Below are 12470 nucleotides of genomic sequence, written 5' to 3'. Positions count from 1 at the left end.
TTAAATATGAAATTAATGAAAGAAATAATCATCACACTCTGCTCCACAATTTCGTTATTTGGTTGCGGAGAAGGTTCTGATTCAAGCTCTCAAACGACTCAACCCACTTCACCTTCAGAGGTAAATATTGAAGCCTCTGTGGTTCAGTCAAAAGCGCTGGTCGATATTGAATCTCAAACGGTTGTCAAAGTAGATTCAGATATTGATTTTCGTTTAACGTCAGTGAACCTAGTCAGTGATGGAACAGCTTGTGAAGTAACTTCTGTTGAAGGTATGACGTTTACAACTTTATCGGCTCAGGTTGGCGAGTGTCAATTTGAATATAAAGTAGAACCCGTTGAGCAAGATGTATATTCTGGGCAAGCCTCATCACTCGCAAGGGTATCTGTTTCTGAAACTGCTGATAATAATACACTGCCGAATTTGTCAGAAACGACCAATGTCGAGACTCCAGTGACGATCGACCTGTCTGAAGAATTTTCGGATGACTTGGATACATCAATATATACGGTTTCGGAAGAGGTGACTTTATTAGGCTCGGGCTCAGTTGAAGTCGACTCGCTAAATAATACGATTACATATTCACCGGCAGATATTGGTGTGACACGCATTATGTACTCAATGAGTGATGGCTCTTCAACCAAACTCGGAAACATCGATGTAGCTGTCTCTGATACTGGCAATACACCACCAATCGCTAATGACTATATTAGAGAAGGTAAGCTAGCCAAAGACATGTCGGTTGAAATCGACCTAACAGACTATGTATCTGACGCTGAAGATAGTGTGATTTTAGATTCTGTACGTGCCTATAACGCTGAAACGGAGATTACCTCAACATCTAAGCACACTTTTACGTTTCAATCATCAGAAGCGGGGCCGCACGAGGTCGCTTATACGGTAACGGATGGACGTGGTGGGTATGCAGTTGGGCAAGTCTATCTTGAAGTAGAACCTGATTTTAGTCTTGTGCAAGATTGGGACGACATTACGATTTTAGATAGTGTTCTAAATAGCGAGATTACTTATTCTGCACCCATGTCCAAAGCGATGGCTGATTATGTTAATTCCGATTATTTAACGGTTCAAACCGAAAATGGTGACTATGGGCCTAATGGTGCTCAAATTGCAGAAATGAACTGGTTACAGGCGAAAAACTATTGTGAGACACGCAATGGTCGTTTACCCCAAGAGAGAGAACTCGAAGCTTTAGCTGAGACTGATCCATACAAGAACAGTAACTGGCCAACGAACACACCTTATTGGACAGCCACAAGAGTATCGGAAACCGATGGTTCTATAGTCTCTTTAATTGATGGTACGTTCAGCAGTCAAAGTATAGAGGGTGTTGGATATGTTTCATGTGTTTACCTCAGAGGGGATGTAAATGATTTCTCAATTTTAGATGTGGAAAATAGTGACAATAACGAACCGACTAGTACGCTTCGCTATGTTACTGCGACTTTGTTAGACCCCGATGGAATTCCAGCACCTTACCAAAATATTACTTTTTGGACTAGGAATGAGCAAGGGGGGTTTGGTGTAACAAAAAACGAATTAGAAATTGAATCTATGACTGATTCTGATGGTAGTGCTACTGCTGTTTATTCTTTCACTAGTGGCTATGACGACTTTGTGATGGCGCAGTACAGAGACAGTGCGTTATTTACGGCTGTTAGCTTACAATCATCAGGATTTGATGTAACCAATCCTGATGATTGGAATGTATCAAAGGTTTATGGGGATGTTTTACTTGCTGACTATGAACCGATTATTGATGAAACTGGAACAAAGGTAGCGTTAGGAGATATGAACGAGTATCTAACAGCAATATCGAAAACTCCGATTATTGGTAGCCAGGTAACGATTAAGTTTGGCATAGATAGGACAGAAGCTGACAAGTTAAATGGCGGTGCTATCAATGTCATATTTCAGCAAGTTAGTTCCCTAGCTCCAGATATAAATGAATGGTGTGATGTTATGGTTCATGGTGACTGTGAATGGAGCCGTTTTGGAAAGCAAACCGCAGGGTTTCCTCAAAATGACACCCGCTCTTTAGGTTTTACATTTGACTACTATTACCAAATCATAAATTTTAAAAATGCGAATGAAATTGTAGCTTCAGGAACATTGTTAAATAGAACGTTAACACAACTTTATTACAAGGTTGTTATTAAAGATGGAAGTTTGTACATATATCAATCAACTCAGTTTGATTATTCTGATGAGTCGTTGGTTATTGATTATCCAATGTCAGATATAAATATAGATACTAATAAGTTTTTCTATTTTGGCCTTTCTGGCGGTGGAGATGGTGCCGATGGAACTAAAGCAAAAATTAATTATCTAGATTTTGATTTTTAGATATTATACAGCCCCTATGCTATGTCGTAGGGGCAGTACTAGTTATGTTATGTAATTTGATTGAATTAAACCTGTAACCTACGACCTGATCCTTTATATTTATGAGCCCTCGTAGTCTAATGCCTGGTCCTCATTATCAAACGCCCCCAACGTGGTTAAACCATACCTGTTCAGTGTTTTACCTATTACCACAACACCCATGGTTGAACAGTACTTCTAAAAGTGTCGTTGTAGCCGAAATCTTACAGTTGGTTGCTAGAATTTATACACACTGACTCAAAAGCAACAATGTATCGAATTTAATGGTTGTTTAGAAGTCATGTAGCTTAAGATATTATAATTCGCAGTTAGGGAACCTACGCCATGCTCAAAGAGCACTGAGTTTAATACGTATGAGACTTCCCGTGCTTGTTGATAAATGCTCAGGTCGTGAGGTTTCGTCTAGAGGCTGAATTAAGCAGAAAAGCCTCAATTGGGGCTTTTTTGATGTCTATAACTTTGAAACTATCAATCGATCGTTGGGTAGCTCCCACTAATCTTTGCCCGTTGAGTCTGAACCGCTTCAAAATTGAGCTCTTCATCGTAGGTAATCAATATTTCATCATTGGTTTGTTTACTTAAACGTGCATCAAAAAAACGATTATTTACATTGATGAAATCGCGTTTTAGCTCTGGTGTTAAGTAATCTCCAACATGAAGGAATTTAGAATTCAGTGTAAGAAAATAGAAGGAATTATTTGTAAAGCCAATTAGCCCTGAGCTTTTACGCGTTGTACCATCAGATAAAGTAGAAACAAAGGTAAACAGACCATAATTAGCGTATACATGCAATGAACGCTCTGGATTGGATAATCGACTTTCGATTATAAATTCTGAACCCAATAAGCGTATCCAAGGGCTAAGGATAATAAGAAAAAAAGGCGAGAGAAATCTTCCAAAGCGAGAATTTACCAGAAGCCCAACTTACCTTTAAATTGAATATTTTTGATCTTTTCATTGTCTAGTCGCTGTCGCATATAAATAGTATGTTGATCTGAACTTAATTGAACGATATTAATACGAGATAAATGTTGTATTGAGTCTGTTTTCAGTACTTCACCATCATCAGTGTTTTTGTTCAAAAACTCATAGTCTTTGTTTAAAGAGAGCATGAATACAGTGTCGTTAAATACGCCGTAAACGCCATATCCATTTCTCACCACCTCATTTGGGAGAAATTGAACCGATGAGTAAACGCCATGGCTAAACTGTATGTGAATTTCAGCATATTGCTTGGATATAGGGCTGTAAAAGGAAAACTCACCGCCAGTTGCATTGATGTAAGGCACTGCCAAAATCGCAAGAATGATGATAAGTGGTCGCTTTAAATTCATGATACAGAACCTCAGTTGTAAATTGAGTGATAGAGTGCAACAGTATATGCCCAGATACAGACTGCGAGTATCAGGTCACCCCAACGAATATGCCGTTTGTTGTGTTCACAAGTTGATTGGCTTGGTTGGGTCTGTTTTCTTTTAACTTTGGTGCGTTTAGACGGGGAGCCAATTTCATTAATGTATGAAACCTTTCGTTGTTTGGGGCTTTCTCTTAAATTCATGTTGGGCCGTTGGTCTTCACCAACTAACTGAATTGATGTCGGGATTTGCAACTTGTATCCATGAGAGGGCACAACCTTTATTTCTGACTCAGGAGTGAGGGACTTGAGCTTCTTTCGAAGATGCATTATGCATACATTAAGTGAATTAGGACCAACGACACGATCTGGCCATCCCGCCTTTTTTAAGTCTTGACGACTACAAGGCTTATAACTGTTGTTATAGAGAACAAGCAGAACATTAAACTCGATGGTGCTCAGAGATACAGAGTGCAACAGAGTGAGTGGTTCTCCGTCATACAGTTCTAATGCATCTTGTTTTGAATTTAGATACAACAACATGGCTTAATTACAGTGTGCGTTGGGAAGAAACACGATATCGCCCGTATGAATCAAGTCGATATCTTTGAGATCTTTAAAGCTATGATTGTGCTTTTTCAGTTCTTCAAAACTAATGTGGTGATTGTGAGCAATCTTAATCAGCCAATCGTCTTTCTGAACGATGTAGCGAACAGGCTCACAGGTTTGAGGCTCTACCTCAGCGACAACTTTAGGTTCATACACCGTTACTTCTGAAGTAGAAGTGACAGAAACGTCGTCGTACACAATCGGTTCAGAGACGGGTTCATTTTGTGTTGGGAAATGGTAGCGCATACCGACACTAAGAACTTGCAGCTCTTTTTCTGGGTCATCGCTGAAGATGAACTTATAGCCAAACTTCAGGCTTAGCTGTTCATCAAACTCATACGTCACGCCAAGCTGGCCGATCGGAGACCATGTATTGCCCTCCAGTAACGAACCCGCGCCAGCGTAAAGGTTGTAATGGCGTGACAGTGGAATAGTACCGAGTAACGAAATATCGGTACTGTTGAATCTTTCTTCATGAACGTCTGAATAAGGGAGGTCCGGTTCTTCCATGGTTTTTATATGTCCGTAATAACCGGTGCTAGCTTCTAGTGACCATGTTTTGCTTAGGTCGTAACCCAATAGAATCTGCCCACCAAATGCGGTGTCAGATACCTCAGAGTTTGTCTTACCTGCATTAGTGACATCAGCACCGATGTAAAACGGCGAGGCGTCGGCCAAGCATAGGTTAGGTAACATCAAGGCTCCTACGATAACGTATTTAGTCGTTAAAGTATTATCGAAAGAAAAAGTCGATAGTTTCATTAATACAGTTCCTCAAACATCACGGTGAAGTTTCCTGAATAAGTACCGGTTTCAACGTCTGTCGAAGGAATATTCTGGTAGTTAACATTAAGATCGAAATTGATCACTGAGCTCGGTGATTGAATCACATAGCTGGTTTGACTATTGTCGAGTTGATTGACGCCATTTTTAACCCAATCCGTATCCTCACAGTTAGCTTCATTGCACTTAATCGAGTAGGGGATAGATGTTTCTCCTGACGCTGATTTCAGCTTAAATTCATTGGTAAGTAACGTCATCGATAAGCCAGTACTGAACTGGCCTAACGCGGTGATGTTGAACGTGGTCTGCGCTGAAACGGTATGATTCGTTGTGTCATACACAGGGCTCAAAACCCCGTCGCCTGTAACGTCAATACTCTCTAAACTGTTTGGCGTGTAATCGATATTCACCGTAAAAACGTCTGGAAGAATACGGTAGGTTAACGCCCCTCCTGAGGACTGATAGTAGTATTTTATGTCAGCTGGAATCGTTGCCGTGTACACACCTTTTTCCTGACCTTGAAGCGCGTTCAATAGAGAGGTTGTATCTATATCGAAGGTCGGACGATAGAAATAAAACGGCGTAATGGATTGCGGATATTCAAGTGAGAAGTCCGCACTACAATTCTGCGTGTCATTGTCATAAAGTGTCACAATGTTGCCTGACAAATTAGAGGTGCTGCATATTGGTGCTACTAATTCACTATGGTCCACCATATAAAAATTTGAAGACACATTGTATTGCAAACCTTTTAGGGCGATTTGAATGTCGATATTCTGTCCGGCATTGTTGGTCAAGGACATGGTGTCGGGCTTATCTGTAACAAAAGCGCTCGGTAAGAACTGACTTGTTGTGGTGAGGCCATTCGCGATAGACCAATCACTCAAGGTATACTGGTTTCCACCTAGAGTGATGGCGTTTTCAAAACTTACTTGTTGCCCTTCAATATTGATATTGAGAGTGGCTGCGTAGTTAGGCATAGCCGCGAATAATAGCGACATTAAAACGAGTCGTTTCATTACTTACTCTCACTCAGACTGACATCTTGACGGTAACTTTCGTCGTGGTTAACGATCGTTACTTTTAAGCTTGAGGAATCAATGTTTTTTGGTAGGGGGTAACTACGCTCTCGACCCGCAAGAGACATGATAGTTACTTCACAATCTTCCGTTACTTCATCGCTGCATTGATCGATATAAGCACGTATAAAACTATTGCCTGTATTGTTGATGTACAGCTCGCCCTTGTTCAAAGAGATTGAGTAATCAATATCTTGATCTTGTGCAGGGATAACAAACAAAGGTCGGTATCCAAAGTTGATGGTGACGGCAGAGTTAAGCTTGCCTTCTGGATCGTACGGAGAAGGTTCAAAGCTGACGAGGTAGTATTGGTCTTCAGTGAAATCACATTTGTTACCACACAAAGAGCGAACGCCTATTTGCTTTTGACGGTGCGGTTCTAGAATGGTTTTGTTATGAGTCAGTGTGACGTGCCAATCTTCAAAGTTGTTATCTGAGTAAGGCACACGCGTGATCTCGCCATCCTCAACCACCAATTGAGTAATGTTGGATTGGATGAATTCAGTGATCTTATTACTGTTAGTCAAAGTGAATACGCCGTTTCCGTATTCGTCTCCAACCAATAACATGGTATCGACGTTCATCGCGTTAACAGAGGTTGCTAGAGCAGCAGTCAGTAAAATAGGAAGCTTTTTCATAATCAGTTACCTTCAGGTCGGTTAAGTACAAAGTTGTGCTCTCGTAGCGATTCCGAATTGGCGTAGCGAGCAACATTTTCTATGTGTTGACGTTGTTGATGACTGAGTTGAAGATCCTTATTTACAGTCAGGTAAACAAAAGAAGTACGACCTAGACGCGTGGTAATAAACTCCATCCCGTTGTCAGTCAGTGCATGCAATTGTTCGTTCAGTGTGTTGATGTCATCGAATTCACCGATGTACATCACGTTAATTTCTTTGTCGTTGCTCACCAACATCATTGATTCCATTGGACTCAAGTTTGGCTGGCAGAAGTTGGTACCAAAGTTCAGCTGTTTCGCGTCATCGACAGACGGTAAGTAACATTGCTGGCCGTTACTAGTTAGTGCGAACTGTTGACCTTCTTGTACATCGACTTTGTGAATGCCGGACGTAATGCTTGATACGTTCAGGCAAGCTGGGCCTTCACATTCAATGTGGTGTACATCGTTGCCGAAAATATCTTTGAATTTGCTGACAAAACTGATCACACGACTTACGTTTGAATTCAATTCGATGACCGAACCAGGGTGCGTATATCCCGTCACTGATTGCTGACCAGTGTTGTGCAAAGCGACGCTCTCGACATCAAGCTCGATGGTTGCGGCTTGGTAGTCATCTAGCGTAATGACCGCTCGGTCGTCATAGATGTATTGTTTATTCATCACTTGGTCATCGGTTCTTACGACCACCAAGCCTTTGGTTCTGCGCTCATCGGCATCAAAGCGAATGTTGTTTTGGGTATCGACCACCACATAGGCATCACTTTGTGCTGTAGTGAAACTCACGCTCTTGCCACCAATAATTTGGGTACTGCGTAATGTCGCGTTTAATGCTTTTTCGCCATTGTTCGCGGCGTAGACAAAGCCGTCAGCTTGGTAATGTTCATCCCGTTTAGCGGCATACGCTGTTACATTCGTCACTGCCGCATTAGGGGAGTTAACGTAGTAACTGTTACTGGCAGTAAGTCGTAAGTCTGTATCTTGGTCCTCGACTAAATCTTGTGTCTCTAAGCTGTTGGTATATTGGCTAAAGCCATTCTCTGTGACGGTGAAACCCGTATTGCCAGTAAGCTTCGATGAAAGAGGTACCGACCAATTTAGAGAGATGGAGAGCTCACCATCGTCCCAATTAGATGTCAGTTGCTCATTGTTAAAAGTGACGTTTAGGTCGAGAGTTGAATCGACAATGAACGGTGTACTTAAGCCAGAAGACAGTGACCAGTTACTTAGCGAGCTGTTGTATAAATTACTTTGTTCGATGTAATTCACTGAGCTATACCCACGCACTGTGTCACCAATGGTGTAGCTGGTGGAAATACCGAGCTGTTCTTTGTCACTGGCACCGTATAAGTATTCTGCAAATGGGTTTTGGTCTGGGTTGTTTAGGCGCTCATAGGTAAAGCCCAAGCTGCCAAGGTTCCAATATCCTGACAAATACCAAGCTTCGCTATCGATGTTAGAAAGGAACATTTCATAGCGGCTATCGAATGGTAGGTAGCCTTTAAAACCCAATTGCCCCATCGCATGTTCGTTGGTCAAAGTGCTACCAATCGCGACCGTTTGTGTATCCAACCATTTATAAGCCAATCCACCTTGAAGGAATGCCACGTCTTCGAATTCATTAGTTGAAGACATCCCGGATGGTTGGTCTTCGTCACTTTGGTAAGTGTCGTTGTCTTGAAATTGGCCCGCGGCGATCGAATAATCGAATTCGCCAGTATTCAATGTGTCTGTATTCGCGTTGTAAATTCGCACCGATTCAGAAGAAACCACTTGAGTACCCACGGAGATCTCAACGGTTACGTCATAAACGCCGTTTGGTAATTCTGAGTAGCTAACGCTTCCTTGGCCTTCTTGTACAGATTGTTGCACGATGATTTGCTCATCGCGGAAGATCTTGAGCACGCCTTGTGTTTGCGCATAGAAGTACAGTGATTGGTCTTCGTTTTTAGCAGTACGGCTTAGGTTCTTGCTTGAAGATAAATTCACGTTTACGTCATGATATTGCGTGCTGTTGAGCAAGAAAGAGGTGCTGTTTAGCGCCAAGCGATCTTGGTGGTAGCCTGCTGTTAAACGCAGGTTTTGGTACTCTAGGTTGTAGTAGCCGTAATTCAGCTCGGACGCATCTTCTTGGTTGCTCAGATAGGTATCAACATGAACCGAGCCATAAGGCAGCCCCAAGATGAATTGATCACTTAAATTCACATTCAAGTCATTAGTAAAATCGCTTGATGTGTACAAGCTTGCGTTGTTAATCAAGCCTGGGTTTGCGTTGTAAGTCGACGCGTAATGCTTCTTGATTGCTTTCGGTTGGCTCTCTTCAAGCAGTTCTTTATTCACATAGAGGTACAGCTTGTTTGAGTGATAGTCATAAAATGTGTCGTAGCTTTTCGGTGTAAGGCTACATAAGTTCAGGTCACCTTGGCAGTCGACAGTATTAGACTGACCGCGAGTAAACCCAGAGACTATCTGCTTTGCTGTACGCCCATTTAATCCTGATGACATCAGCTCATTTGCAACGGTAGTTGCATCGTCAGGGTTACTGAATTGCACTGAATCGTAAGTTACAGACATAGGAATCGTCATGTAACGACCATCAATGTTTTTTATCTCGACATCGCGCTCTTGTTGCGAATAAAAATCTTCAAATCCCGCTGGGACTAAAGTGTTTCCATTAGCAAAGACCAGTTGTGACAAGGTCAACGAACCTAAGATCGTTGTTGTAATAAACGTGCTATTTTTCACAGTGAAAGCTCCGCTAAAACAGATAACTGGCCTTGGCACAGGTTTGAGCCTGTCGGTAAAGCCCCAAAGGATAAGATGACGTCGTACTCGCCACCCTTTAGGTCGTCTGATGTGGTATTGAAATCCATCAGAACTGGGTTCGATGACGTTAGAGGGTTATCCGCGAGAGTGACATTGACAAGGTCAGTTGGCGTAGGTAATGCTTGCTTATCAATGTCGAAACACTGCGCAGTGTTGTCCATCATGAACAGCTGGAAGCGAGTCGATTGGTCTGAACTTGGAATGTCGGTTTCAACCAATAACTGGGTTGTTGCATCACGGAAAGAATCGCTTTTTGGATCGACCGTTAGTGTCAATGAAGAAGGGGAAAACGCGATCTCTGTAATCTGATAAGAGAAAAAGTGCTTCTTATCGATATCACTCGTTAACTGGAACGTATGAGTTTCTGCATTGGTATAAAGGCTCATAGCGCCTGCAGTCAACAGCACGAGAAGTGGGCGAGTTAAGTAATTCACAGTTTTCCCCAAACGACTTAAAGTGCCGCTACGTAGCTAGCAGCCATTTGAACGATAACTTGTGCTTCACCTTCCACCGCCACATCCGTCACGGGATTTGTATTCTTAACGTTAAGTTGAACGTAGCCGCCAGTAGCTGATCCTACAGAACCTTGGTCAAGCTTTTGCTGGTCGTTGTAAACTTCAACGTTTGCATCTTGAGTTACTTGGCTACCCATCAGAACTTGAGAGGTTACATAAGTCCATGTTGCTTCTGGTTGGCGATCGCCCACGGTTTGATCTTCTGGAGTGAAGTCACGAGCTTCCAAAATCACATTAGAAGAAGTGAATGTGCCATCGGTATTTACATATAAGCTGCCTTGTTGAATATCGCCACCAGCCTCACCTGTGATGATTAAATTTGAGCTCGGCACTGAACCACCAATTACACCGCTCCAAATCGCATCTGCAAGTGCTTCATCTGCCGCATATACCGAACCAGAAGTCATTGCGAATGCTGTTGCGCTCATCACGAAAAAATTATTAAGTTTCATATTTCTTACCTATTGTTGATTAATGTATGTATAAAAATAAAAGGTGCATTTGAATTGAGATTACTTGCACACTTTCGAGGTGATTGATTTGACTCCAATGGCGTATGAATTGGAAATAAAAGCCCGTTAATAGTGCTTTATACATAGTTAATAACGTTTAATTTTTTAGGTTTATGACTAGCAAGTGACTGAAAAGTCGTGTTTTATGTTTTTTTAGGCTACTTTTAATAGGTAGAAGCAATACAGGAAAAAGAATGTTTAAAAAACTTTCTATAGATACAATAAGAAGATCCATCACTTTGATAAACAGTGATTCGGGGCAAGACAATCAACCCTTGGAACTGAATCGAAGTGAATATAATTTACTGTTGGCTTTTTGTGAGTCACACGGTGAAGTGATCGATAAACAAGTTCTGATAGAGAAAGGTTGGCCAGGTAGAGTTGTTGGGGACAACTCGTTGGCTGTGGCGATCATGAAGTTAAGGAAAAAATTAGACAGTCTAGAGCTTGGATTTGAAGTGAATAATTTACCTGGAGAAGGGTATGTATTCATCAATGCAATGAACATCGAAATTGTACATGATGAACCTGGCGCTAATAATGATAATGTCGTTGAGGCTAACGAATCAGGCTATGGAAAAGAATTCTACCAAGCACCTATTTTACAAGCTGATGAAGACCATACAGATACGTCTACTCATTCTATTCAAGAAGAATCGTCTTCAACATCTAACGTATCTCATCGTTGGATCAAGAAGCCTGTGGTGTGGGAGATCACCATTGCATTATTTATCGGCTTGCTCACTTTTTACTTTGTCTATCGTGAGGCATTCGAATGTTTTGAATGTTTTGGAGGTGCTGGTGGTTAGCCTTAAATCTCTGAGTCTACGAATCGGGCTTTTCATGGTAGTACTATTTTTAGTGCCATGGTACTTGTCTTTAGGTACTTACTTTTCTGGCTACGCCCATTTTGAAGATGATGAACACGATATTATCTTAAATGCTAAATCGGGTATTTATAAGACTATTCATAGTTATGAAGGGAAAGTCTATCGCGTGCATCGTGGAATTTATGCTGCGTTAGGGGATTCTCTGTATTTCTTTTCTCTCACCGGTGATTACGTAACGGGTTTGGACCATGAGTTTGCCCAAAAAGTGGTGGCTTTAGATCTGGAAAATTACTTCCGAGGTATGACACATATTAAGGTTCAGCAACAAGGCGAACATATGATTGGATTAATGCAGAGAGATGATGTCGAAGAGAAATTTGATCGTGTCATCGTTCAAGGAAGGTTCAAGGTATGGGATTAACTACAACGAAAAAGAAGTTGTTGATCTGTGCGCTTTTATTAGCTCCTTTAAGTCTTCCTTGGATTAACGCTTTGTTCAGTGATTTTGTATTAACAAGTCAATTTTCTGATCGCGAAATCAAAATGGTAGGATCTCACGGCAGGTTTAAACTTCAGACTGAGTACGAAGATAGAACACAATCAGTAGTGACAGGTTACTACGGCTCGTTATTTGACACTCTATATATGTTAGGTGTTAGACAAAATCAAGTAGTTGAAGGAAACCCTAATAACCTAAATGTATTCTTAAAATCTCATCAACTACTGGTGGTGTTTAAGATAAAGCATAGTGATGGTCGAAATTTTATACTTAAGAGAGTCGAAGAGGATCCAAGGTTAGGCATGCGTAAAAACAAAATGGAAGCGACAGGTTATTTTGGCCCGTTATCATCGATTTAGTAGTGTTAAGGTATTTTCAGGT

General features: G+C 41.4%; 13 protein-coding genes. 4 read left to right on the top strand and 9 right to left on the bottom strand.

The window, feature by feature from the left end; translation table 11 throughout:
- Positions 1 to 6: 6 nt before the first annotated feature.
- The gene (locus tag AB8613_RS02505; protein ID WP_016788925.1) at positions 7 to 2364 is read left to right on the top strand and encodes an Ig-like domain-containing protein; all 2358 of its coding nucleotides are present in this window, start codon (positions 7 to 9) and stop codon (positions 2362 to 2364) included.
- Positions 2365 to 2871: 507 nt separating this feature from the next.
- Here AB8613_RS02505 and AB8613_RS02500 read toward each other — a convergent pair.
- The 9 genes from AB8613_RS02500 to AB8613_RS02460 all read right to left on the bottom strand — a co-directional run bounded on the left by AB8613_RS02500 (position 2872) and on the right by AB8613_RS02460 (position 10700).
- Positions 2872 to 3246, bottom strand: coding sequence for a hypothetical protein (locus AB8613_RS02500; protein WP_016788924.1), 375 nt, complete (start codon positions 3244 to 3246; stop codon positions 2872 to 2874).
- A 65-nt stretch (positions 3247 to 3311) separates the two neighbouring features.
- A complete protein-coding gene (locus tag AB8613_RS02495) occupies positions 3312 to 3737 on the bottom strand; it encodes a hypothetical protein (RefSeq protein WP_016788923.1) in 426 nt (141 codons plus the stop codon).
- A gap of 11 nt (positions 3738 to 3748) precedes the next feature.
- On the bottom strand, positions 3749 to 4300 hold the full coding sequence (locus AB8613_RS02490; protein ID WP_016788922.1) for a helix-turn-helix domain-containing protein: 552 nt from the start codon (positions 4298 to 4300) through the stop codon (positions 3749 to 3751).
- Between the two features lie 3 nt (positions 4301 to 4303).
- Positions 4304 to 5128 (bottom strand): outer membrane beta-barrel protein, encoded by an 825-nt coding sequence (locus tag AB8613_RS02485; RefSeq protein ID WP_016788921.1) that lies wholly within the window; start codon positions 5126 to 5128, stop codon positions 4304 to 4306.
- Entirely contained in the window at positions 5128 to 6168 is a 1041-nt protein-coding gene (locus AB8613_RS02480) for a hypothetical protein (protein WP_371957230.1), read from the bottom strand. Before AB8613_RS02480 ends, AB8613_RS02485 begins: the two co-directional genes overlap by 1 nt.
- On the bottom strand, positions 6168 to 6866 hold the full coding sequence (locus AB8613_RS02475) for a hypothetical protein (RefSeq protein ID WP_016788919.1): 699 nt from the start codon (positions 6864 to 6866) through the stop codon (positions 6168 to 6170). Before AB8613_RS02475 ends, AB8613_RS02480 begins: the two co-directional genes overlap by 1 nt.
- A 2-nt stretch (positions 6867 to 6868) precedes the next feature.
- Positions 6869 to 9652, bottom strand: coding sequence for a TcfC E-set like domain-containing protein (locus AB8613_RS02470; protein ID WP_372384386.1), 2784 nt, complete (start codon positions 9650 to 9652; stop codon positions 6869 to 6871).
- Positions 9649 to 10167: a hypothetical protein gene (locus AB8613_RS02465; protein ID WP_016788917.1), complete on the bottom strand. Its 519-nt coding sequence runs from the start codon at positions 10165 to 10167 to the stop codon at positions 9649 to 9651. The genes AB8613_RS02470 and AB8613_RS02465 overlap by 4 nt, the downstream gene beginning before the upstream one ends.
- Positions 10168 to 10184: 17 nt before the next feature.
- Positions 10185 to 10700 (bottom strand): hypothetical protein, encoded by a 516-nt coding sequence (locus AB8613_RS02460; RefSeq protein WP_016788916.1) that lies wholly within the window; start codon positions 10698 to 10700, stop codon positions 10185 to 10187.
- A gap of 254 nt (positions 10701 to 10954) precedes the next feature.
- Between AB8613_RS02460 and AB8613_RS02455 the strand changes: the two genes are divergently transcribed.
- The 3 genes from AB8613_RS02455 to AB8613_RS02445 are packed head-to-tail and all read left to right on the top strand — an operon-like array spanning position 10955 to position 12448.
- The gene (locus AB8613_RS02455) at positions 10955 to 11569 is read left to right on the top strand and encodes a transcriptional regulator (RefSeq protein WP_372384385.1); all 615 of its coding nucleotides are present in this window, start codon (positions 10955 to 10957) and stop codon (positions 11567 to 11569) included.
- 34 nt (positions 11570 to 11603) lie between these two features.
- Positions 11604 to 12011: a hypothetical protein gene (locus AB8613_RS02450; protein ID WP_022570788.1), complete on the top strand. Its 408-nt coding sequence runs from the start codon at positions 11604 to 11606 to the stop codon at positions 12009 to 12011.
- On the top strand, positions 12002 to 12448 hold the full coding sequence (locus AB8613_RS02445; RefSeq protein ID WP_065099449.1) for a hypothetical protein: 447 nt from the start codon (positions 12002 to 12004) through the stop codon (positions 12446 to 12448). The genes AB8613_RS02450 and AB8613_RS02445 overlap by 10 nt, the downstream gene beginning before the upstream one ends.
- Positions 12449 to 12470: the final 22 nt, after the last annotated feature.

It is taken from the genome of Vibrio sp. BS-M-Sm-2 (assembly GCF_041504345.1).
Taxonomy (GTDB): Bacteria; Pseudomonadota; Gammaproteobacteria; order Enterobacterales; family Vibrionaceae; genus Vibrio; species Vibrio satsumensis.
The sequence above is the reverse complement of the archived record's forward strand: the minus strand, read 5'-3'. Positions and strand labels throughout refer to the sequence as shown.